This is a genomic window from Streptomyces albidochromogenes (assembly GCF_005981925.1).
Classification (GTDB): Bacteria; Actinomycetota; Actinomycetes; order Streptomycetales; family Streptomycetaceae; genus Streptomyces; species Streptomyces albidochromogenes.
The window spans coordinates 1-22,990 of the sequence record NZ_VBVX01000084.1 but is presented as its reverse complement, the minus strand read 5'-3'; the positions used below and the strand labels follow the sequence as shown (position 1 = coordinate 22,990).

The following is a 22,990-nucleotide window of genomic DNA, read 5'->3' as shown; positions in this document are numbered from 1 at the left end:
GGCCTGCTGTACGGGGATGGGGGCCGCGGCGGCCGTGCCGGAGCCGGCCGCGCGGGCGATGCGGGTCGCGGGGCGCGAGCGCAGGTAGTACGTCGTCTTCAGCCCCTTCTTCCACGCGTAGGCGTACATCGAGGAGAGCTTCCCGATGGTCGGCGTCTCCAGGAAGAGGTTCAGCGACTGCGACTGGTCGAGGTACGGCGTACGGGCCGCCGCCATGTCGATCAGGCCGCGCTGCGGGATCTCCCACGCCGTGCGGTACAGCGCCCGGACCTCCTCGGGAATCCAGCTGAAGCCCTGCACCGAGCCGCTCGACTCGCGCAGCGCCTCGCGGGACTGGGCGTCCCAGACGCCGAGCTTCTTCAGGTCCTCCACCAGGTACGCGTTGACCTGGAGGAACTCACCGCTGAGCGTCTCGCGCTTGAAGAGGTTGGAGACCTGCGGCTCGATGCACTCGTACACGCCCGCGATGGACGCGATGGTCGCGGTCGGCGCGATCGCGAGGAGCAGCGAGTTGCGCATGCCGGTCTTGGCGATACGGGCGCGCAGCGCGTCCCACCGCTCGGGCCAGGTGACCTCGACGCCGTAGTGGTCGGGGTGCAGGACGCCGCGCGCCGCGCGGGTCTTCTCCCAGGCCGGGAGAGGGCCGCTGACCTCGGCGAGGTCGCAGGACGCCTCGTACGCGGCGAGCATGATGCGCTCGGCGATCCGGGTGGACAGGTCGCGGGCCTCGGCCGAGTCGAACGGCAGGCGCAGCTTGAAGAAGACGTCCTGGAGACCCATCGCGCCCAGGCCCACCGGACGCCACTTGGCGTTGGAGCGGCCGGCCTGCTCGGTCGGGTAGAAGTTGATGTCGACGACGCGGTCGAGGAACGTGACGGCCGTACGGACGGTCTCGTCCAGCCGCTCCCACTCGATCTCGCCGTTCCCGGACACGAACGAACCGAGGTTGACGGAACCGAGGTTGCAGACGGCCGTCTCCCCGTCGTCCGTGACCTCCAGGATCTCGGTGCACAGGTTCGAGGAGTGCACGACGGAGCCGGGCTCGGCGGTCTGGTTCGCCGTACGGTTCGACGCGTCCTTGAACGTCATCCAGCCGTTGCCGGTCTGGGCGAGGGTACGCATCATCCGGCCGTACAGCTGGCGCGCGGGGATCGTCGTACGGGCCAGGCCGTCGGCCTCCGCCTTGCGGTACGCCTGGTCGAAGGCGTCGCCCCACAGGTCGACCAGCTCGGGAACGTCGGAGGGCGAGAACAGCGACCAGTCGGCGTCCGCGTCGACGCGGCGCATGAACTCGTCCGGGATCCAGTGCGCGAGGTTCAGGTTGTGGGTGCGCCGCGCCTCCTCACCCGTGTTGTCGCGCAGTTCCAGGAACTCCTCGATGTCCGCGTGCCACGTCTCCAGGTAGACGCAGGCCGCGCCCTTGCGCCGGCCGCCCTGGTTGACGGCGGCGACGGACGAGTCGAGGGTGCGCAGGAAGGGGACGATGCCGTTCGAGTGGCCGTTGGTGCCACGGATCAGGGAGCCGCGGGCGCGGATGCGCGAGTACGAGAGACCGATGCCGCCCGCGTGCTTCGAGAGGCGCGCGACCTCGTGGTAGCGGCCGTAGATCGAGTCCAGCTCGTCGAGCGGCGAGTCCAGCAGGTAGCAGGACGACATCTGGGGGTGGCGCGTGCCGGAGTTGAACAGCGTCGGCGACGACGGCAGGTAGTCCAGGCGGCTCATCAGGCGGTACAGCGCGGCCACCTCGTCGGCGGCCGCGGGGGAGTCGTCCTTGGCCAGGCCGGACGCCACGCGCAGCATGAAGTGCTGCGGGGTCTCGACGACCTGACGGGTGAGGGGGTGGCGCAGGAGGTAGCGGCTGTAGACCGTGCGCAGGCCGAAGTAGCCGAAGCGGTCGTCGGCGTCCTGGTCGACCAGGGCGTCGAGGCGGGCCGCGTGGGCGCGCACGAAGTCGGCCGTACGGTCGGCGATCAGACCCTCGCGGTGGCCGACGGACACCGACTCGGAGAAGGTGCGCACGCCCTGCGTGGCCGCCTCGTCCCGGATCGTACGGGTGAGCAGGCGGGCCGCGAGGCGGGAGTACGCCGGGTCCTCGGAGATCAGCCCGGCGGCGGCGTCGGTGGCCAGGCCCCGCAACTCGGCCGCGTCCGATGCCGCGTTGCGGCCGCGCAGGGCGGCGGCGGCGACTCTGCCCGGGTCGGTGTCGGGGAGGTCGGCGGTCAGGTCGGTGAGGGTCCGCAGCAGCGCGGTCCCGGGTCCGTCGGACGACTGCGTCGACTCCGTTGACTCCGTCGGCTCCGTGGCAGTTGCCGGATCGGCTGACGCGATGGTCACGGGGTGCTCTCCCTCGCTCGGCTCGGGGCCGGCGGGGAACGGGGGCGTACGGGCACGCGTCACCCCTGGAGGGCGGCACACCGCGTAGCGTCCACCGGCCCAACCGCGAGGCCCGGACGTGTCGGTATCCGGTTCGGTCGAGCCGGATACGCCGTCGGCAGGTCTTCGGACTCCCCGGGTGCACAAAAGCACACCGTTCACACCGTTGCGGGACAGTTCCGGATTCGCACCGGATTCCCCTGCGGCGACAGCGAGCACGAGCATACATGTGGGGGCGGTTGGATGACGCGGCCCCCACATGTTGTGTCGCGCCACAAGAGCGACCGCAGTTGTCACAGGGCTCCGCTATCGTCGTGAGCACAAGGAGGTACGCCCCGTGTCAGCTGTCGCCGACCGGCCCCATCTGCTCCCAGAAGAGTTCGACGAGGCCACGCGCATACTCGCCCGCACGACCGAGGGCGTGCGGCTGGAGCTCTCGACGGGAGGCTGAGGAGCAGGGTTGAGCCGGACGGGGACCACGGGCGGATCATCGAGTGGCTGACGCGCATCTGCGTGCAGTCCCGGCCCGAGCTGTGGCTCTACCCCGGCCAGGGGCTGAAGGTGCAGGCATACCGGAAGGGCCGCGCCCGGCCTGACGGTTCCCTCGCGCCCAGCGGCGCCTTCGTCGGCCAGGGCGAGTGGGCCGACCCCGATTCCGTGCTGATGGTCGTCGAGGTCACGTCGTACGACACCGACACCGACACCGACACCGACACCGATCAGCGCGACCGGGTGGAGAAGCCGCGTGCGTACGCCGAGACCGGCATTCCGGTGTACCTGCTGATCGACCGTGACACCTGCGAGGTGACCGTCTGCAGCGAGCCCGACGGCGTCCGGTACGAGAACGCGCGCACCGTCCCGTTCGGCAAGCCGGTGGCGCTGCCCGGCCCGGTCGAACTCACCCTGGAGACCGAAGCCCTGGAGGAGTGGGTGCGCTGACGCCGGCGGCAGGGGCGCCGGGCTCGGCTCAGAGGTCGCGCTCCATCCGCTCCACCGCGTTCTTGGCGTGGAGCAGGTCGGCTCCCGTGATCTCGCGGTAGCTCTTGATCGCCGGGATCTTCTTGCCTTCCCGCAGGAGCGCGACGACCTGCTCCATCTCCGGGTCGGTGTGGCTGATGCCCAGGTGGTCGAGTATCAGGTCGATCTTGTCTTCGAGCCGCGCGACCTGGCGACCGGTGCGCCTGACCCGGCTGTCGGCGACGGAGCCGGCGAGAACGACGACGATGATCACCGTGAGCAGGGCGAGAACCAGAAAGGGCGTGTCCATGACCGGCGATCCTAACCGGGCGGTCGCGCCCGCCGCCGGGCCGGACGCCGCCGGGCCGCCGCCTCCCCGGGGAGACGACGGCCCGTAGGGAACCGTTCAGCAGCAGCGGAAGCCCTCGCGGGGGTCCGCCTCGCGGGCGTCCGTGCGGCTGCGTTCGAACTCCCGGCGGGTCATGACCGGAGCCCCGGGGTCGCAGGACCTCGTGTGGGCCACGTACCGGTCGTACGCCGACTCGCCGGTCAGCTCGCGGACGTACCAGCGGATCCGGCCCGCCGCCCGCCGTACGTCCGCCGGCGTCATTCGGCCGTCCCCGTCCCGGCGGCCGCCGTCTCCTTGCGGTTGCCGCCCTCCGGGCCGACGCCCGCCGCGACCAGTTCGGCCTTCTCCTCCTTGGTGGCGATGATCGACGCGGGGGCGACCAGCTTCGACTCGACGTACGGCGCATCATGGAGCTTGACGCTCTCGGGGTCGCGGATCGCCTTCAGGCAGACCCGGCCGGCGTCCGCGAGCACCACCACGATGAGGACCGCGAAGAGCGCGCAGAGCACGCCGTCCACCGTCGAGTTGGTGACGACGGTGTGCATCTGGTCCATGTTCTTGGCGGGCGGCAGCACTTGGCCCGCGTCGATGCCGGCCTGGTATTTGTCGCGCTGGGCGAAGAAGCCGACCTTCACGTCGTCCGAGAAGATCTTCTGCCAGCTGGCGGTGAGCGTGACCGCCACGTCCCAGGCGAGCGGCACCGCGGTGACCCACGCCCACTTCAGGCGGCCCGACTTGACCAGGAGTGTCGTGCAGACGGCGAGCGCGACGGCGGCCAGCAGCTGGTTGGCGATGCCGAAGAGCGGGAAGAGCTGGTTGATGCCGCCCAGCGGGTCGTGCACACCGACCCACAGGAAGTAGCCCCAGCCGCCGACGACGACCGCGCTGGCGAACCAGACGCCCGGCTTCCAGCTGACCTGGCGGAACGGCTTGTAGACGTTGCCCAGCATGTCCTGGAGCATGAAGCGCCCGACGCGCGTGCCGGCGTCCACCGTGGTGAGGATGAACAGCGCCTCGAACATGATCGCGAAGTGGTACCAGAATGCCTTCATCGCGGTGCCGCCGACGACCGCCGAGAAGATCTCCGACATGCCGAGCGCGAAGGTCGGCGCGCCGCCGGTGCGCGACAGCAGGCTCTGCTCCTCGACGTCCTTGGCCGCCTGGGCCAGTGCCTCCGGGGAGATGGAGAAGCCCAGGTTCGTCACCGCTTCGGACGCCGCCTGGACGCTGTCCCCGACCACGCCGACCGGCGAGTTGATGGCGAAGTACAGTCCCGGGTCGATGATGCACGCGGTGATCATCGCCATCACCGCGACGAACGACTCGGTCAGCATGGCGCCGTAGCCGATCATCCGGATCTGCGTCTCCTTCTGGACCATCTTCGGGGTGGTGCCCGAGGAGACCAGGGAGTGGAAGCCGGAGAGCGCGCCGCAGGCGATGGTGATGAAGACGAACGGGAACATCGAGCCGGCGAAGACCGGTCCGGTGCCGCTGGTCGCGAAGTCGGTGACGGCGGGCATCTTCATCGTCGGCAGGGCGATGAACACGCCCAGCGCGAGCAGGGCGATGGTGCCGACCTTCATGAAGGTGGAGAGGTAGTCGCGCGGCGCGAGCAGCAGCCACACCGGGAGGACCGAGGCGAGGAAGCCGTAGACGATCATCCACACGACGAGCGTGCCCGGCTCCAGCGTGAAGGTGTCCGCCCACGAGGACTCCGCGACCCAGCCGCCCGAGACGATCGCGAGCAGCAGCAGCGCGACGCCGATGAGCGAGACCTCGCTGACCCGGCCGGGACGCAGGACGCGCAGGTAGACGCCCATGAAGAGGGCGATCGGGATGGTCATGCCGATGGAGAAGACACCCCACGGGGAGTGCGCGAGCGCGTTCACGATGACCAGCGCCAGCACCGCGAGCAGGATGATCATGATGGCGAAGACGGCGACCAGCGCGGCCGCGCCGCCGAACGGCCCTATCTCGTCCCGCGCCATCTGGCCGAGCGAACGGCCGTCGCGCCGGGTGGAGAAGAAGAGCGTCACCATGTCCTGGACGGCGCCGGCGAGGATGACGCCGACGATGATCCATATCGTGCCGGGCAGGTAGCCCATCTGCGCGGCGAGCACGGGGCCGACCAGCGGCCCGGCGCCGGCGATGGCGGCGAAGTGGTGTCCGAACAGGACGCGGCGGTCGGTCGGGTGGAAGTCGACACCGTTGTCGAGCCGCTCGGCGGGGGTGGCCCGGTTCTTGTCGACCTTCAGGACGCGGTGCGCGATGAAGCGCGAGTAGAAGCGGTACGCGATGGCGTACGAGCCGAGGGCCGCCGCGAGCATCCAGGCGGCCGACACCTCCTCGCCGCGCGAAAGGGCGAGCACCGCCCAGGCGACGGCGCCGACGAGCGCCACGGCGCTCCACACGGCGATGGACTTCGGGGACAGAGCCCGTCGTCTCTGGGCTGGCGTTGTCGACTGCGGCTCCGGCATGGCGATCCGTCCCCTCGCGCGATCTTTCTCGTAACGTGCGCGAAATCTAGGTGCTGTGACCGCCGTCCGTAACCCCCCGTCCGCATATCGGTACGGACACGGCCCGACCATTGCAGGTCGGGGCCGTACCAGAGCGGTGTCAGTCCGTGGGCCGCTTCAGGTTCGCCATGCTGTGCTGTCCCGGGGGCAACCCCCGGACCCCCGGCCCGCCGTGGCTCGCGCCCGCGTCAGTCCGTCGGCCGCTTCAGGTTCGCCACGAACTTGTAGCGGTCGCCGCGGTAGACCGAGCGCACCCACTCCACCGGCTCGCCGTTCCCGTCGATCGAGTGCCGCGACAGCATCAGCATGGGCAGGCCCACGTCCGTGCCGAGCAGCCCCGCCTCGCGGGGGGTGGCCAGCGACGTCTCGATCGTCTCCTCGGCCTCGGCGAGCCGGACGTCGTACACCTCCGCCAGCGCCGTGTAGAGCGAGGTGTACTTGACGAGCGAGCGGCGCAGCGCCGGGAAGCGCTTCGCCGACAGGTGCGTCGTCTCGATCGCCATCGGCTCACCGCTCGCCAGCCGCAGCCGCTCGATCCGCAGGACACGGCCGCCCGCCGAGATGTCGAGCAGGCCGGCCAGGGTGTCGTCGGCGGTGACGTAACCGATGTCGAGGAGCTGGGAGGTGGGCTCCAGGCCCTGCGCCCGCATGTCCTCCGTGTACGACGTGAGTTGCAGCGCCTGCGAGACCTTGGGCTTGGCCACGAAGGTGCCCTTGCCCTGGATCCGCTCCAGGCGGCCCTCGACGACGAGCTCCTGAAGTGCCTGGCGCACGGTCGTGCGGGACGTGTCGAACTCGGCGGCCAGGGTCCGCTCCGGCGGCACCGGGGTCCCCGGCGGCAGGGTCTCCGTCATGTCGAGCAAATGCCGCTTGAGCCGGTAGTACTTCGGCACGCGTGCCGTGCGTGTCGCCGCCGCCGTGCCCTCGGCCTCCGTGCCGCCCCCGTCCGTGGCCATGACCCGCCTTTCCGACTTCTGTGCTGCTGCCGTCACCGGCTCCTCCGACTGTCGCGGCTCACATGGTGGCACGGCCTTGGCGAAGGTCGTCGCCCTTGCTCAGGTGTCGGTCCGATAACGGACGCGAGAGCCCTTCTTATACACCCTTGACACCCCTAAAGGTCTAGGCCAAGCTCCCGGTACTGGTCTAAACCATTAGAGACCAAGGTCCCACCCCCGGGCAGTACTTGTCGAAGTCTTCGCGGTGGGCAGGGGGGTTGCAGGCATCCCTGAGGAGGGTGGCGTGAAGCGCAAGCTCATCGCGGCGATAGGCGTCGCGGGCATGATGGTCGGCATCGCGGCGTGTGGCGACTCGGGCAGCTCGGGCGGTGGCGACGAGGCGAAGCCCAAGGAGCTCACGGTCTGGCTCACGGTCGACGCGCAGAACAACTGGCCCGAGCTGGTCAAGGCGGCCGACGACAAGATCGTCAAGAAGTACCCGGGCATCAAGATCAAGCACGAGTACTACGGCTGGCCGGACAAGAACGCCAAGCTCGATGCCGTACTCGCCACGGACAAGGCTCCGGACGTCGTCGAGATGGGCAACTCCGAGATGGTGGGCTACATGTCCACCGGCGCCTTCGCCGAGGTCGACCCGTCGAAGTTCGACAAGTCGGACGAGTGGCTGGACGGCCTCAAGCTGTCCGTCACCTACGAGGGCAAGACCTACGGCGTGCCGTACTACGCCGGCGGCCGCGTCGGCACCTGGCGCAAGGACGTCGCCGCCGAGGCGGGCGTCAAGACCCCGCCGAAGACGTACAAGGAGCTCACCTCCGCTCTGGACAAGATCCAGAAGAAGAAGGGCGACAAGTTCAGCGCCTGGTACCAGCCGTCGCCCGACTGGTACGCGGCCATGTCGTTCGTGTACGACGCCGGCGGCTCCATCGCCGAGCAGTCCGGCGACCAGTGGAAGTCCAACCTGTCCTCGGCCGAGTCCCTCAAGGGCCTGAACGAGTACAAGAAGGTCCTCGACAAGTACATGCACGCCGACAAGACCAAGGACGAGGCCGACCGTCCGGTCGTCTTCGGCCAGGGCAAGGCCGCGACGATGTTCGCCGCCGCGTGGGAGGGCGGGACCGCCGCCGACCCGAAGAACGACAAGGTCGGCAAACTGGCCGACAAGATCGAGAGCTTCGTGATGCCCGGCCCGTCCGGCAAGAACCTCCCGGTCTTCCTCGGCGGCTCCGACCTCGCCATCCCGGTCAAGTCCGACGCCCAGGCCGTCGCGGGCGAGTGGATCAACGCGTTCACCGGCGCCGAGGGCCAGAAGGGCCTCATCGGCAAGGGCAACCTCCCGAACAACAAGTCGGACCTGGAGCCCCTGAAGTCGGACCCGGCGACCGCCGTCCCGGCCACCGCCGCCGCGTCCAGCTGGTTCGTTCCCACCGCTCCCGGCTGGGGCCAGGTCGAGAAGGGCAAGATCCTCCAGACCATGCTCCAGGAGATCGGCACCGGCAAGAAGTCGGTCGAGGCCGCCGCGAAGGCCGCCGACGCCAAGATCGACAAGGTCATCAACACCAAGTGACCTTCGAGCGGGCAGGGCTGCGCCGGTCCCCGGCGGCGGCCCTGCCCGCCCGCAGTAGGAGAGGCAGCTGTGAGGAGCGCGCGATGAGTGCCGCAGAGACAACCACCGCCAAGGTCCCGCCGACGCGGCCGTCGCCACCGCCGCGCACCGGGCCGGAAGTACCGGGAAAGCCCGCCAGGAAACCGTCCGCCGGCGGGGCCGCCGCGCCCTGGGCGCTGCTCGCTCCCTGTCTGCTGGTCATCGTGCTCGTCATGGGCTATCCGCTGGTGCGGCTCGTGACGCTGTCGTTCCAGAGCTTCGGCAAGTCGGAGCTCTGGGGCTTCAAGGAGGCCGAGTGGGTCGGCCTGAAGAACTTCACCGCCATCCTCGGCGACGGCGAGTTCTGGGCGGTGGCCGTACGCACGATCGTCTTCACCGCCGGCGCCGTCACCCTGACCATGGTGCTCGGCATGGTGATCGCCCTGCTCATGCAGCGGGTCTCCGGCTGGGTGAAGGCGCTCATCAGCATCGCCCTGGTGGCCAGCTGGGGCATGCCCATCATCGTCGCCACCGCCATCTTCAAGTGGATCTTCGACACCGACTACGGCGTGCTCAACTGGCTGCTGAGCAAGCTGCCCGGAGTCGAGATGGCCGGCCACAACTGGTTCGCCAGCGGCCCGCAGGGCCTCGCCGTCATCATGCTGCTCGTCGTGTGGGGCGCCGTGCCCTTCGTCGTGATCACACTGAGCGCCGGTCTCACCCAGGTCCCCAAGGAGATGGAAGAGGCCGCCCGCCTCGACGGAGCCGGGGCCTGGGGCGTCTTCCGCTGGGTCACCCTGCCGATCCTCAAGCCCATCCTCGTCATGCTGACCACCCTGTCGGTGATCTGGGACATGGGCGTCTTCCCCCAGGTCTTCGTGATGCGGGGCGGCAACCCGGAAGCCGAGTTCCAGCTGCTCACGACGTACTCGTACCAGAAGGCGTTCGTCGTCAACGACTACTCCGGCGGCTCGGCGATCGCCCTGGTCACCGTGTTGCTGCTGCTGGGCGTGGTCGCCGTCTACATGCGTCAGATGCTGAAGATCGGAGAGGTGGAGTGACCTCGACCACCGCGGCTCCCGCCGCCGTCCCGCGCCCCAAGGGCCGCCCCCGCAAGGGCAGGAGGGGCAAGGCCGGCTGGAACGTCCTCGGCCTCCTGGTCTTCGTCGTCATGGGCTTCCCCGTCTACTGGATGCTCAACACGGCGTTCAAGCCGGCCAAGGACGCCATCGACCCGAACCCCCAGTTCTTCCCCGGCACGTTCACGCTGGAGAACTTCCGCAGGGCGTTCGACGTGGCCGACTTCTGGGGCCCGGTCGGGCGCAGCCTCGCCGTCTCCTCCGTCGTGGTCGTCATCGGCATCGTGGTCGGCATGCTCGCCGCGCTCGCCATCTCCCGCTTCGCCTTCCGCGGCCGCAAGATCGTGATCGTCGGCATCCTCGCGATCCAGATGGTCCCGCTGGTCGCCATGATCATCCCGGTCTTCCTGCTCCTGAACGAGTTCGGTCAGTACGACAAGCTCACCGGCCTGATCATCACGTATCTGACCTTCGTCCTCCCCTTCACCGTGTGGACCCTGCGCGGCTTCATCGTGAACATCCCCAAGGAGCTGGAGGAGGCGGCCATGGTCGACGGCTGCACCCGCTCCGGGGCGTTCGTCCGCGTCGTCTTCCCGCTGCTCGCCCCCGGAATGGTGGCGACCTCCGTGTACGGATTCATCCAGGCGTGGAACGAGTACCTGTACGCGCTGATGCTGATGAGCCAGCAGAACCAGACCGCCACGGTCTGGCTCGGCAACTTCACCACCAAGCACGGCACCGAGTACGCCCCGATGATGGCCGGCGCCACCATGATGGCCGTCCCCATCGTGATCCTCTTCCTCCTCGTCCAGCGCAAGATGGCCGCAGGTCTGACGGCCGGCGCAGTGAAGGGATAACGCCGCCATGACGACACTCGTAAGCCCTACGGACACCCTGACCCGCGACGCCCTCGCGGTCCTCCAGCCCGGCTTCGAGGGCGCCACCGCCCCCGACTGGCTGCTGCGCCGCGTCGGTGAGGGCCTCACCTCGGTCGGCCTCTTCGGCCGCAACATCGCCTCCCCGGAGCAACTGGCCGCACTCACCGCGCAGTTGCGCGCGGAGCGGGACGACGTGCTGGTGGCGATCGACGAGGAGGGTGGTGACGTCACCCGCCTGGAGGTCCGCCACGGCTCGTCGTTTCCCGGCAACCTCGCGCTCGGCGCCGTCGACGACACCGCGCTCACCCGGGACGTCGCCCGCGAACTCGGCCGCAGACTGGCCGAGTGCGGAGTCAACCTCAACTGGGCGCCCTCCGCCGACGTGAACTCCAACCCGGGCAATCCGGTCATCGGCGTACGTTCCTTCGGCGCCGACCCGCTGCTCGTGGCCCGGCACACCGCGGCGTACGTCGAAGGACTCCAGGCCGCCGGGGTCGCCGCCTGCACCAAACACTTCCCGGGCCACGGCGACACCGCCGTCGACTCGCACCACGCACTGCCCACGATCGACGTGGATTTGGACACATTGCACGCCCGTGAGCTGGTGCCTTTCCGGGCGGCGATCGCGGCGGGCTCCAAATCTGTCATGAGCGCGCATATCCTGCTTCCTGCGCTCGACCCGTCCCGTCCGGCCACTCTGAGCCCGCAGATCCTCACCGGCCTGCTGCGCGAGGAGCTCGGCTACGACGGGCTGATCATCACCGACGGCATGGAGATGCAGGCCATCTCCGCGACGTACGGCATAGAGCGTGGCAGCGTCATGGCGATCGCCGCGGGCGCCGACGCGATCTGCGTCGGCGGCGGACTGGCGGACGACGAGACCGTACTGCGGCTGCGCGACGCGCTGGTCGCGGCCGTGCGGGACGGCGTACTGCCGGAGGAACGGCTGGCCGACGCGGCCGCGCGTGTGCGCGCGCTCGCGGGCTGGGCGCAGCAGACCAGGGGGGCCCGGGGGGCCTCCGGGCCGGGCGCGGCTTCACAGGAGGGGACCGCGCCCGGACCCGGCGCGGGCTCTCGTTCCGAGGTCGGCCTGGTGGCCGCCCGGCGCGCGCTGCGGATCACGCGGAGCCCCGCCTTCGAGCCGGTCACTTCCGCCCCGTACGTCGCCTCCTTCTCTCCCGTCGCCAACATCGCGGTCGGTGACGAGACGCCGTGGGGGGTGGCCGCCGAGCTGGCGCAGCTGCTTCCGGGCACCGCGACGGGCACCTACGGCAGCGAGGACTCCACGCCGGACCGGGTGATCGGGGCCGCGGGCGACCGCCGGATCGTCGCGGTCGTGCGCGACGCCCACCGCCACCCCTGGATGGCGGTCGCGCTGGAGTCGCTGACGGCGGCCCGGCCCGACACGGTCGTGGTGGAGATGGGCGTGCCGCAGGCGCAGCCGCGCGGGGGTCTGTACATCGCCACGCACGGCGCCGCGCGGGTGTGCGGACGGGCGGCCGCCGAGGTCGTCGCGGGCGTCTGAGGGCCCGTACGACGAACGCGGAGTGCCGGGTCCGGGGGGACCTCGGCACTCCGCGTTCGCCGTACGGCGGGCGGCAGGCCGCCGCTACAGCCCCTGCCAGGCCGGCTTGGCCGCGTACGTCGCCCGGAAGTAGTCCGCGAGCTTCAGTTTGGACGCCGCCGCCTCGTCCACGACGACGGTCGCGTGCGGGTGCAGCTGCAGGGCGGAGGCCGGCACGAGCGCCGCGACCGGGCCCTCCACGGTCTGCGCGACGGCCTCGGCCTTGCCCTCGCCGGTGGCGAGCAGCACCAGGTGCCGGGCCTCCAGGATCGTGCCGATGCCCTGGGTGATGACGTGGTGGGGCACCTGCTCGATGTCGTTGTCGAAGAAACGCGCGTTGTCGACGCGGGTCTGCTCGGTCAGCGTCTTGATGCGGGTGCGGGAGGCGAGCGAGGAGCACGGCTCGTTGAAGCCTATGTGCCCGTCGGTGCCGATTCCGAGCAGCTGGAGGTCCACGCCGCCGGCCTCGCCGAGTGCGCGGTCGTACGCCGCGCACGCGCCCTCGATGTCCTCGGCGGACCCGTCGGGGCCCATGAAGGACGCCTCGGTCAGGCCGAGCGGCTCGACGACCTCGCGCAGCACGACGGAGCGGTACGACTCGGGGTGCCCCGGGGGCAGGCCGACGTACTCGTCGAGCTGGCAGATCCGGGCGCGCGACGCGTCGGTCTCGCCCGCGCGGACCTGGGCCGTCAGCGCTTCGTAGATGGGCAGCGGGGAGGAACCGGTGGCCACGCCGAGCAGCGCGTCGGGCTTGTGGCGCAGCAGCCGGCCGATGGCCGCCGCGATCAGCTCGCCACCCGCTTTGGCGTCCGGGACGATGACAACTTCCACGCTGAGCCTGCCGATCTGAGAGGGGGAGCCGCTTGTGGTATAGACCAATCTAGCAGAGCTGGAGCCCTGAACCAGGGGCTCTTCGCCATGCGGACGCCCGTCTTTCCATGGTCGACTGAGACGCGCCGATCGTCACCTTCTTGGAGGTACCGAGCATGGTCGAACAGCCCGGCAGGATGATGTCCGCGGAGATCGCGGAGCAGCCGGCGGCGCTGCGCCGGCTCCTGGAAACCGGTGCGCCGCGCATCCGCGAGACCGCGCGGGCCATCGCCGCGAAACGCCCGCGCTTCGTCCTGCTCACCGCCCGCGGCACGTCGGACAACGCGGCCCTGTACGCGAAGTACCTGGTGGAGATCCGGCTCGGGCTGCCGTGCGGACTGTCCTCCATGTCGACGACGACGGCGTACGGCGCCCGCCCGGACCTCAGGGACGTCCTGGTGGTCACCGTCAGTCAGTCCGGCGGCTCGCCCGACCTGGTCGCGTCCACCCGGGCGGCCCGCGAGGCGGGGGCGATCACGCTCGCCGTCACCAACAACGCGGACTCGCCGCTGGCGGCGGTCAGCGAGCACCACATCGACGTCCTCGCGGGCCCGGAGAGGGCCCTTCCCGCCACGAAGACCTACACGTCCTCGCTGCTGGCCCTCTACCTCTTCGTGGACGGCCTGGGGGGCGGCGACGGCTCGGCCGCGGCGGTCCTGCCGGACCGCGCCGAGCGGATCCTGGCGCGCCGGGACGAGGTCCGGCAGCTCGCCGGCCGCTACCGCTTCGCCGGCCGCATGGTCATCACCTCGCGCGGCTACGGCTACCCCACGGCCAAGGAGGCGGCGCTCAAGCTCATGGAGACGAGCTACATCCCCGCCCTCTCGTACTCCGGCGCCGACCTGCTGCACGGCCCGCTCGCCATGGTCGACAACATCTCCCCGGTCATCGCCGTCGTGACCGCGGGCAAGGGCGGTGAAGCCCTGCAACCCGTACTCGACCGGCTGCGCGGCCGCGGCGCCGACCTGGTGGTGATCGGCCCCGCGGCGCAGGTGGGTGCCGCCTCGGCGGGCTTCGTACTCGCCCTGGAGGACGTCCCCGAGGAGCTCCAGCCGGTCCTGGAGATCCTGCCGCTCCAGCTCCTGGCGTACGAGGTGACGATCGCCCGGGGCCAGGACCCGGACGCCCCGCGCGCGCTCGCGAAGGTCACCGAGACCCACTGAAAGTCCGGGGCGCCGCGGGGCCGGCGGAGCATGTCGCGAAGATCGTCACGTACGCGTGGCCACACGAAGCCGATTGATCGGGTAATTTGACCCGGCACGGCCATGGACACGGATAATGGTCTAGTCCACAATGTGCGGTAAGGACAAAAGCCTCCTCCCTCCCCGCACAGGAGGGTGGATCGAGGCACCGGCGCTCTCTGCCCTGACTGCGCCGTGGCCTCCACAGGCCGCGCGGGACCGCACACCCGCTCGGTCGAGCAGCTCCGGGCTGCGGTGCCAGGAGGGCTGAGGGTCCCTCCCAGGCGCCGCGGCCATGGGGTTGCCGGAGCGCGGGTACGCTCGCACAGTGCCCTCCATGAACGACCTCGTCCGCCAGCACACCGCTCTGAGTGAAGCCGAACTCGAGTGGCTCCATCTGCTGGTCTCGGAGTGGCAGCTGCTCTCCGACCTCTCCTTCGCCGACCTCGTCCTGTGGGTGCCCACCCTCGACGGGACCCGCTATGTCTCCGTCGCGCAGATGCGGCCCAACACCGGCCCCACCTCCTACCAGGACGACATGGTCGGCCACCTCGTGCCGCGCGGCCGCCGCCCGCTCCTCGACGCCGCCCTCGACGAGGGCCGGATCGTGCGCGAGGGCGACCCGGAGTGGCGCGAGGAGGTCCCGGTACGGGTCGAGTCGATCCCCGTACGCCGCGAGGGGCGCGTCCTGGGCGTCATCGCCCGCAACACCAACCTGCTGACCGTGCGCACCCCGAGCCGCCTGGAGCTGACGTACCTCCAGAGCGCCTCCGACCTGGCGCAGATGATCGCCGCCGGGTCCTTCCCCTTCCCCGGCCAGCAGGTCGACATGGACGCCTCGCCGCGCGCCGGCGACGGGCTGATCCGCCTCGACGCGGACGGCATCGTCCAGTACGCGTCGCCCAACGCCCTCTCCGCGTACCACCGCCTCGGCCTCGCCTCCGACCTGGTCGGACACCACCTCGGCCAGGCCACCGCCGAACTCGCCCCCTCCCGCGGCCCGGTGGACGAAGCCCTGGTCAAGCTGGCCAGCGGCTACGCCCCGCGCGAGACCGAGGTCGAGGGGAGCAGCGGTGTCATCCAGCTGCGCGTGATCCCGCTGAAGCCGAAGGGCACCCGGATCGGTTCGCTCGTGCTGTGCCGCGACGTGACGGAACTGCGCCGCCGCGAGCGCGAGTTGATCACCAAGGACGCGACCATCCGGGAGATCCACCACCGGGTGAAGAACAATCTGCAGACGGTGGCGGCGCTGCTGCGGCTGCAGGCCCGCCGGATGGATTCCGAGAAGGGCCGCGAGGCGCTCAACGAGGCGGTGCGCCGGGTCGGCTCGATCGCGATCGTCCACGAGACGCTGTCGCAGAACCTCGACGAGCGCGTGGAGTTCGACGAGATCGCCGACCGGGTGATCGCGATGGTCGCCGAGATCTCGCCCGGCAAGGTCGACTGCCGGCGCGCGGGCCGGTTCGGCATTCTCGACGCCGAGGTCGCGACGCCGCTCGCCATGGTCCTGACCGAGGTGCTCCAGAACGCGCTGGAACACGCCTTCGCGCCGGCCGAGCACGGCTCGGTCGAGGTGGCGGCGGTGCGCGGCGGCGACCACAAGGACGCCCGGCTGCTCATCACCGTCCAGGACGACGGCCGCGGGCTGCCCGAGGGATTCGACGCGAAGCGCACCGGCAATCTGGGGCTCCAGATCGTACGGACGCTGGTGGAGGGCGAGTTGGGCGGGACGTTCGACATGGTGCCGGGCCTCGAGGGCGGCACCCGCGTGGTACTCGACGTACCCGTACGCGCCGCCAAGTAACGCACCGACAGGAAACCGGCGCGCATCCGTCGCGGCGGAGCCTTCCGACGGCGGGCGTGAAAGCGGCGAGCCCCGGACCGAGGGTACGGTCCGGGGCTCAAAGCTCACGTTGCTATGCGCATCGGGGGTACTGCGCGCTGCGGCTCGGGGGCGGGTGGTGCGTACGCGCTGTACGCGCCGCCAAGCTCAGGCTCGTGCGGGGTGGTGGTTCAGGCGGTCGCGTTACGCGCCCGGTTGCGAGCGGCGCGGCGCTTCATCGCGCGGCGCTCGTCCTCGCTGAGGCCACCCCAGACGCCGGAGTCCTGGCCGGACTCGAGCGCCCACTGCAGGCACTGCTCCATGACGGGGCAGCGGCGGCAGACGGCCTTGGCTTCCTCGATCTGCAGCAGCGCAGGACCGGTGTTGCCGATGGGGAAGAACAGCTCCGGGTCTTCCTCACGACAAACGGCGTTGTGACGCCAGTCCATGGCTGCTACCTCTCCTTGGTATTACAAGCACGTTGCTTGTGAATGTGAACGCTTTCACGAATCCCCCCGCAAGTGAAGGGCCGACTGCCAGTTGCCTGGTGTGGGTCCTGTGTGGAGGAGGGGTTCTGGCTTTCAGCGGAGGCTGGTGTTGCGGGCCGTCCCGATCGCCATGTAGAGATTCCCAAACCTCGGCAGCGGATACAACCCCTTCTGGAAAGTTTTTTTTGATTCCTCGGTGTCGGGTAGGTCACAGCCGTACTTCTATGGGGTGTAACCCAGCCCGTACGTTCGAGTTAAAGGACTTTTGCGCCTTCCGCTCACACAATCACACGCAGTGCACGGCGAACGCCTGTGAACGTCACGCTTGTACGCAGCCCGAGGTGGTCACCGTCCATCTGGAAGGGCAGTGGGGCCTTCGAATGCAAGGTGAAGTCGGTCAGGTCGTGCAATGTCACCGCATGCTTGCCATGGGGTCCGCGCTCGGGCGACGAGGTCAGCAGCTGGGTCGCGTAACGGGCCACGGCGGGGGCGGAGAGCTTGCTCAGTCCGAGCACGTCGAGGGCCTTGTCGAAGGAGGCCTCGGGGGACGCGTACATCGGGCGATTGCCCAGGTAGGTCCAGGGGGAGGTGTTGCAGACTATGGACAGCACAAGATCCTCGACCGGGTCCTGCCCGGGGCGCTCCAGGGTGATCAGTCCCTGCCGGCGGTGCGGTTCCGTCAGGAACTGGCGTACCACCTGGCGCACATAGAGGGCGTGCGTCGACCTCTTGCCGCGTTCCCTGTGCTGTTCGACCCGGCCGATCACTCCCGCGTCGAAGCCGAATCCCGCGCAGAACGTGAACCAGCGGGCCGGGACTGATTCGTCCTCCGTTCCCGGGGTACCCGCGGCGAGACCGAGACCGACCGTCCGCTCACTGCGCGTGCGCAGCGCGTCCAGAATGGCGCCGGTCGCCTCGACCGCGTCATTGGGAATGCCCAGGGCGCGGGCGAAGACGTTCGTGGAACCGCCCGGGACCACGGCGAGGCGCGGAAGCCTCTCCGGATCCGGGCCCTCGTGGAGGAGACCGTTGACGACCTCGTTGACCGTGCCGTCGCCGCCGAGCGCCACGACCAGCTCCATGTCCTGGCTCTCCGCCGCCCGCCGGCCAAGATCGCGGGCGTGCCCCCGGTACTCGGTCGTCACGACTTCCAGCTTCATCTCGCTGGCGAGGGCATGGATCAGGACATCGCGGGTGCGTGCGCTGGTTGTGGTGGCTGCCGGGTTGACCACGAGAAGTGCACGCATGGGCGCCAGACTACCCAGTCCGCGGATCCTGGCCCAGACCTGGCCCTCCGGGGTGGGCGGTTACGCTGCTGGGGTGAGCAATGAGCAGACTTCCGAAGCCGCCGCCGAACCCCGCCCGAACCGGCTGACCGCCGCGGCGGGGCTCGCCGCGCTGGAGGGCCTGGCCCTGGTCGCCGGTGGCGCGTACATGCTCGTCATGGGGCTGCTCGGCAGTCCCGACAAGCCCGAGCAGGCGGAGATGGGCGGCCTGACGCTGATCGCCCTGGCGCTGCTGCCGCTGCTGGCCGCGCGAGGGCTCCTCAAGTGCCGCGCGTGGAGTCGCGGGCCCGCGATCATCACGCAGATCATGGCGCTTCCGGTGGCCTGGACCCTGCTGCGCTCCGAGGGCGCCCTGCTGATCCCGGCCGGCATCGCCCTGGCGGCGGTGGCCGTCGCGTCCCTCGTCCTGCTGGTCAATCCCGCGACGAATCGGGCGCTGGGCATTCGCGGTCCCCGCGACGCGTAGCGACAGCGCCGCGGGTCATCGCGCAGGGTGCGGGCCGCACCCGTGGGCCTACTCCTCGACCAGCAGCTTTTCGCGGAGCTGAGCCAGGGTGCGCGCCAGCAGCCGGGAGACGTGCATCTGCGAGATGCCGACCTCCGTGGCGATCTGCGACTGCGTCATGTTCCCGAAGAAGCGAAGCAGCAGGATCCGCTTCTCGCGCGGCGGCAGGTCTTCGAGCAGCGGCTTGAGCGACTCCCGGTACTCGACGCCCTCCAGCGCCTCGTCCTCCGAGCCCAGCGTGTCCGCGACCGCCGGCGACTCGTCGTCGGTGTCCGGCACGTCCAGCGAGAGAGTGCTGTACGCGTTGGCGGACTCCAGCCCCTCCAGGACCTCCTCCTCGGAGATGCCCAGGCGCTCGGCCAGCTCGTGCACGGTCGGGGACCGGCCGTGCTGCTGGGAGAGCTCGGCCGTGGCCGTCGTCAGCGACAGGCGCAGCTCCTGGAGCCGGCGGGGCACCCGTACCGCCCAGCCCTTGTCGCGGAAGTGCCGCTTGATCTCGCCGACCACGGTCGGAGTGGCGTACGTCGAGAACTCGACCCCGCGCTCCGGATCGAACCGGTCCACCGACTTGATCAGGCCGATCGTCGCGACCTGGGTCAGGTCGTCGAGCGGCTCGCCCCGGTTGCGGAAGCGGCGTGCCAGGTGCTCGACCAGGGGCAGGTGCATGCGCACCAGCCGGTTGCGCAGCTCCGCCTTCTCGGCCGATCCGTCCGGCAGCTCGCGCAGCTCGATGAAGAGGGCGCGCGCACCACTGCGGTCGTTCGGATCATGGCGCTCGTGCGCGTCGCGGCGCTCGTGCTCCTGCTGCGTGGAGTGCTGTCCGTGCTCGCTCATATGGCCCGCCCGCTCTGCCTGCTCCGCCGCCACCGTGCCCACCGGTCCGTCGACCGCCGGCCCGCCGTCCCCCGGTCCGTCGACCGGATGGGGGCGGGCCTGCTGCTCAGGGATGCCCGCCGGTGCGGGCGCGGGACCGGCCGGGGCCGCGCGCTCTCCCGTCGGCGCCTGTGGGCTGAGCTCCTCGTTGCGCACCGGCCCGTCCCCGTTCCTCACGCCGGCCCGGGTCCCGCGCCGCGCTGTTTGTACAGGCTGATGGTGACCGTACGGTCCTCCGCGACGGTGGAATCGACCTTGCCCGCCAGTGCCGAGAGCACGGTCCAGGCGAAGGTGTCGCGCTCCGGCGCGCGTCCGTCGGTGGTGGGGGCCGAGACCGTGACGTCGAGCGAGTCCTCGACGAGCCGGAAGACACAGCTGAGGACGGAGCCGGGCACGGCCTGCTGAAGCAGGATCGCGCAGGCCTCGTCGACCGCGATGCGCAGATCCTCGATCTCGTCGAGGGTGAAGTCCAAGCGCGCCGCGAGTCCGGCCGTGGCCGTACGCAGCACGGACAGATAGGCACCTGCAGCGGGCAGCCGGACTTCCACGAAGTCCTGGGTCCCGGGCTCGCCTGCGATCTGGGACACCCTCACCTCCAAGGTGGCACAAGCTCTTTCGGGGGTCCGGGAGGCAGCGCCCCCCGAAGCCACGCGGTACGTCGATACGTTCGTTCGCCGGTGACGCTATCGCGATCCATTCTGCCCTGTCGCCGGGGCCCCCACCCCGAACTGTCACTCATGGTAAGCACATGAGTACGCACAGTGGCTAGAGGTCTGCGGCACTCAATTGGAAACAACCGGCGTCGGGTTGACGTACCCACGCGTCAGACGATCGAACCGTCCTCGTAGCACCAGCGCCAGTCCTCGCCCGGCTCGAAGCTGCGCACCACCGGATGGCCCTCTTCCTTGGCGTGCGCGGACGCGTGGCGGTACGGCGACGAGTCGCAGCACCCCACGTGCCCGCACTCCAGGCACAGCCGCAGCTGGACGGGATGGCTGCCGGCCGCGAGGCACTCGGGGCAGGTGTCGCTCAGGGGGACCGGCTCGGGGCGGGGAAGCGCGGCGGCGTGACGGCACTCGTTCATGATGGCCAGGTTACGACGGGCGAACGAACAGGGCGGGTCGGAAACCATGGACGCATTGCCACTGCTGGTCCTCATCGCGGGGAGTGCCGTGGTCGCCGGGGCGGCCCGCAGGACACCGGTGCCGGCGCCGCTGCTGCTGGTCGCGGCGGGTCTCGCGGCGACGTACGTCCCGGGAGTGCCGGACTACACGCTGAGGCCGGACATCGTCCTGCCGCTGCTGCTGCCGCCGCTCCTCTACACGGCCGCCGTCGACAGCTCGTACCTGGACCTGCGGGCGAACATCAGACCCGTCGCCTTCCTGTCGGTCGGCTATGTGCTCTTCGCGACCGTGGTCGTCGGCTACTTCGCGTACCTCGTCGTTCCCGGCCTCACTCTGACGTCCGCGCTGGTCCTCGGCGCGGTGATCGCACCACCCGACGCCGTGGCCGCCACCGCCATCGCCCGCCGGCTGGGGCTTCCCCCGCGCATCACCGCGATCCTCCAGGGCGAGTCCCTCGTGAACGACGCCACCGCCATCACCGCCTTCAAGGTGGCGCTCGCGGCCGCGGCCGGCGAGGGAGCCAGCTGGGCCGGCGGGATCGCGGAGTTCGCCGTCGCGGCGGTCGGCGGCGTGGGTGTCGGGCTGCTCCTGATGGTGCCGCTGCACTGGCTGCGCACGCACCTGAAGGAGGCGCTGCTCCAGAACACCCTCTCGCTGCTGATCCCCTTCGTGGCGTACGCGGCGGCCGAGTACGTGCACGCCTCCGGGGTGCTCGCCGTCGTGGTCGTCGCCCTCTACCTGGGGCACCGCTCCTGGCAGGTCGACTTCGCGACCCGGATCCAGGAGCACGCCGTGTGGCGGATGGTGTCCTTCATCCTCGAATCGGTCGTGTTCGCGCTGATCGGGCTGCAGCTGCCGTACGTCCTGCGCGGGCTCGGGCCGTACGGGGGCGGCGAGGCCGTCTGGTACGCGTTCGCGGTCTTCGTCGCCGTCGTCGTGGTGCGCTTCGTGTGGGTCTTCCCGGCGACGTATCTGCCGAGGTTCCTGTCGCGGCGCATCCGGGAACGCGAACCGGGCGTCACGTGGGCCTCACCCGTGGTCGTCGGATGGGCCGGGATGCGCGGAGTGGTGTCCCTCGCGATCGCCTTCTCCATCCCGCTGACGGTCCACGGCGACCCGTTCCCCGCGCGGAACCTGGTCCTCTTCCTCACCTTCACCACGGTGATCGCCACCCTGGTCGTCCAGGGCCTCACGCTCGCCCCGCTGATCCGCCTCCTGAAGATGCCCAAGCGCGACACGTACGCCGAGACGCTCGCCGAGGCGCAGGCCCAGAGCGAGGCATCGGCGGCCGCCGAGGCGCGGCTGGAGGAACTGCTCGCCGACCCCCGCAACGCGCTGCCGCAGCCGCTCGCTGACCGGCTGCGGACCGTTCTGGAGAGGCGTCGCAACGCCGTGTGGGAACGGCTCGGCGCGGTCAACGAGGAGACCGGGGAATCGGCCGACGCCACGTACCGCCGTCTCGCTGGGGAGATGATCGCCGCGGAACGGACGGTCTTCGTGGAACTGCGCGACCGGCGGCGCATCGACGACGAGATGCTGCGCACCCTGATGCGCCGGCTGGACCTGGAGGAGGCGGCGGCCTACCGAACGGAGTCCGGCTGACCCGTGACGACCGCCGCGACGGCCGTTCCGGGCGGGAAGGCGCCCTCGGTGGCGAGCGTGGTCAGCCCGTACAGCATCTTGGCGACATAGAGCCGCTCCACGGGCATGGCGTGCCGGTCCTCGAAGTCGGCGGCGAACGCTTCGAGTTCCGGGGTGGTACGGGCGTATCCGCCGCAGTGGAAGCGGTCGTCGAGCGTCCAGTCGCCGGCCGGGGCGCCGAAGGCGGCGTCCTGGAGGGCGCGTATCCCGTCGCCGAGGAAGCCGCCCTTGAGGACGGGGAAGCCGATGACGCGCTGCGCGGGCCCCAGTCCGGCGGCGAGGCCGGCGACGGTGCCACCGGTGCCGCAGGCCACGCCCACGACGTCGGCCGCTTCGCGCAGTTCCCGCCCGAGCGCGACGCACCCCCGCACGGCGAGGGCGTTGCTGCCGCCCTCGGGGACGACGTAGAGGTCGTCCGGCGTGCCGTCCCGCCCCGCGGAGGCGGCGGCCTCGGCCACGAGGGCGGCCAGCACCTGTGGCCGCGCCTTCTCCCGGTAGGTGGCCCGGTTCACGAAGCGCAGCACCATGCCGTCCGCCGCGCACCGCGCGAGGGAGGGGTTCAGCGGCCGCCCGGCCAGCTCGTCGCCCCGTACGACGCCGATCGTCGGGAAGCCCAGCAGCCGCCCGGCGGCGGCCGTCGCCCGCAGGTGGTTCGAGTACGCGCCCCCGAAGGTCAGCACCGCGCGCCCGGCCGCGGCCCGCAGATTCAGCTCCAGCTTGCGCCACTTGTTGCCCGGCAGGTCCGGGTGGATCAGATCGTCGCGCTTGAGCAGCAGGCGTACGCCGTGCCGGGCGAAGCGCTCGTCCTCGGCCTCCCGCAGCGGCGACGGCAGCCGCGGCCGCAGGGAGGAGAGGTCGAGCGCTTCGGGGGTCATGCACCCATTGTCGCCGTGGGCACCGCGAGGGCCACGGAGGTCATGGGCTCAGGGGTCGCGGGGGCAGGGGG

The 22,990-nt window shown here is 70.5% G+C and carries 20 protein-coding genes, 1 pseudogene and 1 riboswitch; of the genes and pseudogenes, 9 read left to right on the top strand and 12 right to left on the bottom strand.

The features are described from left to right. On the bottom strand, positions 1-2,334 hold a 2,334-nt coding region (locus E2E34_RS13850), incomplete at its 3' end, for a ribonucleoside-diphosphate reductase subunit alpha (protein ID WP_138902206.1). Between the two features lie 139 nt (positions 2,335-2,473). After that, a riboswitch (cobalamin riboswitch) is annotated at positions 2,474-2,598 on the bottom strand. Positions 2,599-2,710: 112 nt separating this feature from the next. On the opposite strand from E2E34_RS13850, the pseudogene E2E34_RS13845 reads away from it, so the two are divergent. Then, positions 2,711-3,312, top strand: a pseudogene (locus E2E34_RS13845) (Uma2 family endonuclease). Between the two features lie 28 nt (positions 3,313-3,340). On the opposite strand, the gene E2E34_RS13840 reads toward E2E34_RS13845, so the two are convergent. The 4 genes from E2E34_RS13840 to E2E34_RS13825 all read right to left on the bottom strand — a co-directional run bounded on the left by E2E34_RS13840 (position 3,341) and on the right by E2E34_RS13825 (position 7,151). Beyond that, a complete protein-coding gene (locus E2E34_RS13840) occupies positions 3,341-3,640 on the bottom strand; it encodes a hypothetical protein (RefSeq protein WP_138902205.1) in 300 nt (99 codons plus the stop codon). Between the two features lie 96 nt (positions 3,641-3,736). Continuing rightward, positions 3,737-3,940 (bottom strand): YbdD/YjiX family protein, encoded by a 204-nt coding sequence (locus E2E34_RS13835; protein ID WP_138902204.1) that lies wholly within the window; start codon positions 3,938-3,940, stop codon positions 3,737-3,739. Then, a complete protein-coding gene (locus E2E34_RS13830; protein WP_208765235.1) occupies positions 3,937-6,156 on the bottom strand; it encodes a carbon starvation CstA family protein in 2,220 nt (739 codons plus the stop codon). Before E2E34_RS13830 ends, E2E34_RS13835 begins: the two co-directional genes overlap by 4 nt. A 227-nt stretch (positions 6,157-6,383) precedes the next feature. Beyond that, positions 6,384-7,151, bottom strand: a complete 768-nt coding sequence (locus E2E34_RS13825) for a GntR family transcriptional regulator (protein ID WP_138894931.1) — start codon at positions 7,149-7,151, stop codon at positions 6,384-6,386. A 283-nt stretch (positions 7,152-7,434) separates the two neighbouring features. Between E2E34_RS13825 and E2E34_RS13820 the strand changes: the two genes are divergently transcribed. The 4 genes from E2E34_RS13820 (at position 7,435) to E2E34_RS13805 (ending at position 12,215) form a co-directional block, all read left to right on the top strand. After that, on the top strand, positions 7,435-8,715 hold the full coding sequence (locus E2E34_RS13820) for an extracellular solute-binding protein (RefSeq protein WP_138902203.1): 1,281 nt from the start codon (positions 7,435-7,437) through the stop codon (positions 8,713-8,715). An 83-nt stretch (positions 8,716-8,798) separates the two neighbouring features. Beyond that, the gene (locus E2E34_RS13815) at positions 8,799-9,794 is read left to right on the top strand and encodes a carbohydrate ABC transporter permease (RefSeq protein WP_138902202.1); all 996 of its coding nucleotides are present in this window, start codon (positions 8,799-8,801) and stop codon (positions 9,792-9,794) included. After that, positions 9,791-10,669 (top strand): carbohydrate ABC transporter permease, encoded by an 879-nt coding sequence (locus E2E34_RS13810; RefSeq protein WP_138902201.1) that lies wholly within the window; start codon positions 9,791-9,793, stop codon positions 10,667-10,669. Before E2E34_RS13815 ends, E2E34_RS13810 begins: the two co-directional genes overlap by 4 nt. Positions 10,670-10,676: 7 nt before the next feature. Then, complete coding sequence (locus E2E34_RS13805) at positions 10,677-12,215, top strand: glycoside hydrolase family 3 protein (protein WP_138902200.1); 1,539 nt, start codon at positions 10,677-10,679, stop codon at positions 12,213-12,215. Between the two features lie 84 nt (positions 12,216-12,299). Here E2E34_RS13805 and nagB read toward each other — a convergent pair whose 3' ends face one another. Next, entirely contained in the window at positions 12,300-13,085 is a 786-nt protein-coding gene (gene nagB, locus E2E34_RS13800; RefSeq protein ID WP_138902199.1) for a glucosamine-6-phosphate deaminase, read from the bottom strand. Between the two features lie 155 nt (positions 13,086-13,240). Here nagB and E2E34_RS13795 point away from each other — a divergent pair, with 155 nt between their 5' ends. After that, positions 13,241-14,287 carry an SIS domain-containing protein gene (locus E2E34_RS13795; protein ID WP_138902198.1) on the top strand — a complete coding sequence of 349 codons (1,047 nt, stop codon included), beginning with the start codon at positions 13,241-13,243 and terminating at the stop codon, positions 14,285-14,287. Between the two features lie 355 nt (positions 14,288-14,642). Beyond that, a complete protein-coding gene (locus E2E34_RS13790) occupies positions 14,643-16,109 on the top strand; it encodes a sensor histidine kinase (RefSeq protein ID WP_138902197.1) in 1,467 nt (488 codons plus the stop codon). A 209-nt stretch (positions 16,110-16,318) separates the two neighbouring features. Here the strand turns inward: E2E34_RS13790 and E2E34_RS13785 are convergent, their stop codons facing one another. Together E2E34_RS13785 and E2E34_RS13780 are read right to left on the bottom strand one after the other, a co-directional pair. Continuing rightward, positions 16,319-16,576, bottom strand: a complete 258-nt coding sequence (locus E2E34_RS13785) for a WhiB family transcriptional regulator (RefSeq protein WP_004937597.1) — start codon at positions 16,574-16,576, stop codon at positions 16,319-16,321. Between the two features lie 317 nt (positions 16,577-16,893). Continuing rightward, positions 16,894-17,862 (bottom strand): diacylglycerol/lipid kinase family protein, encoded by a 969-nt coding sequence (locus E2E34_RS13780; protein ID WP_138902196.1) that lies wholly within the window; start codon positions 17,860-17,862, stop codon positions 16,894-16,896. 73 nt (positions 17,863-17,935) lie between these two features. Between E2E34_RS13780 and E2E34_RS13775 the strand changes: the two genes are divergently transcribed. After that, entirely contained in the window at positions 17,936-18,367 is a 432-nt protein-coding gene (locus E2E34_RS13775) for a hypothetical protein (RefSeq protein WP_189718786.1), read from the top strand. A gap of 48 nt (positions 18,368-18,415) precedes the next feature. Here E2E34_RS13775 and E2E34_RS13770 read toward each other — a convergent pair whose 3' ends face one another. From E2E34_RS13770 to E2E34_RS13760, 3 genes are all read right to left on the bottom strand, one after another. After that, positions 18,416-19,456 (bottom strand): RNA polymerase sigma factor SigF, encoded by a 1,041-nt coding sequence (locus E2E34_RS13770; RefSeq protein ID WP_138902195.1) that lies wholly within the window; start codon positions 19,454-19,456, stop codon positions 18,416-18,418. Next, entirely contained in the window at positions 19,453-19,866 is a 414-nt protein-coding gene (locus tag E2E34_RS13765; protein ID WP_028811722.1) for an ATP-binding protein, read from the bottom strand. The genes E2E34_RS13770 and E2E34_RS13765 overlap by 4 nt, the downstream gene beginning before the upstream one ends. 236 nt (positions 19,867-20,102) lie before the next feature. Continuing rightward, positions 20,103-20,363, bottom strand: a complete 261-nt coding sequence (locus E2E34_RS13760; protein WP_138902194.1) for a UBP-type zinc finger domain-containing protein — start codon at positions 20,361-20,363, stop codon at positions 20,103-20,105. A 46-nt stretch (positions 20,364-20,409) separates the two neighbouring features. On the opposite strand from E2E34_RS13760, the gene E2E34_RS13755 reads away from it, so the two are divergent. Then, the gene (locus E2E34_RS13755; protein WP_138902193.1) at positions 20,410-22,005 is read left to right on the top strand and encodes a Na+/H+ antiporter; all 1,596 of its coding nucleotides are present in this window, start codon (positions 20,410-20,412) and stop codon (positions 22,003-22,005) included. Here the strand turns inward: E2E34_RS13755 and E2E34_RS13750 are convergent. Beyond that, the gene (locus E2E34_RS13750; RefSeq protein WP_138902192.1) at positions 21,984-22,919 is read right to left on the bottom strand and encodes a 1-aminocyclopropane-1-carboxylate deaminase/D-cysteine desulfhydrase; all 936 of its coding nucleotides are present in this window, start codon (positions 22,917-22,919) and stop codon (positions 21,984-21,986) included. The genes E2E34_RS13755 and E2E34_RS13750 overlap by 22 nt on opposite strands. Positions 22,920-22,990: the final 71 nt, after the last annotated feature.

What these genes read in the sequence shown, in the direction of transcription:
- E2E34_RS13840 (WP_138902205.1), bottom strand. Translation starts at nt 3,640, where the DNA reads ATGGACACGCCCTTTCTGGTTCTCGCCCTGCTCACGGTGATCATCGTC.
- E2E34_RS13835 (WP_138902204.1), bottom strand. Translation starts at nt 3,940, where the DNA reads ATGACGCCGGCGGACGTACGGCGGGCGGCGGGCCGGATCCGCTGGTAC.
- E2E34_RS13830 (WP_208765235.1), bottom strand. Translation starts at nt 6,156, where the DNA reads ATGCCGGAGCCGCAGTCGACAACGCCAGCCCAGAGACGACGGGCTCTG.
- E2E34_RS13825 (WP_138894931.1), bottom strand. Translation starts at nt 7,151, where the DNA reads ATGGCCACGGACGGGGGCGGCACGGAGGCCGAGGGCACGGCGGCGGCG.
- E2E34_RS13815 (WP_138902202.1), top strand. Translation starts at nt 8,799, where the DNA reads ATGAGTGCCGCAGAGACAACCACCGCCAAGGTCCCGCCGACGCGGCCG.
- E2E34_RS13805 (WP_138902200.1), top strand. Translation starts at nt 10,677, where the DNA reads ATGACGACACTCGTAAGCCCTACGGACACCCTGACCCGCGACGCCCTC.
- E2E34_RS13795 (WP_138902198.1), top strand. Translation starts at nt 13,241, where the DNA reads ATGGTCGAACAGCCCGGCAGGATGATGTCCGCGGAGATCGCGGAGCAG.
- E2E34_RS13790 (WP_138902197.1), top strand. Translation starts at nt 14,643, where the DNA reads ATGAACGACCTCGTCCGCCAGCACACCGCTCTGAGTGAAGCCGAACTC.
- E2E34_RS13785 (WP_004937597.1), bottom strand. Translation starts at nt 16,576, where the DNA reads ATGGACTGGCGTCACAACGCCGTTTGTCGTGAGGAAGACCCGGAGCTG.
- E2E34_RS13780 (WP_138902196.1), bottom strand. Translation starts at nt 17,862, where the DNA reads ATGCGTGCACTTCTCGTGGTCAACCCGGCAGCCACCACAACCAGCGCA.
- E2E34_RS13760 (WP_138902194.1), bottom strand. Translation starts at nt 20,363, where the DNA reads ATGAACGAGTGCCGTCACGCCGCCGCGCTTCCCCGCCCCGAGCCGGTC.
- E2E34_RS13755 (WP_138902193.1), top strand. Translation starts at nt 20,410, where the DNA reads ATGGACGCATTGCCACTGCTGGTCCTCATCGCGGGGAGTGCCGTGGTC.
- E2E34_RS13750 (WP_138902192.1), bottom strand. Translation starts at nt 22,919, where the DNA reads ATGACCCCCGAAGCGCTCGACCTCTCCTCCCTGCGGCCGCGGCTGCCG.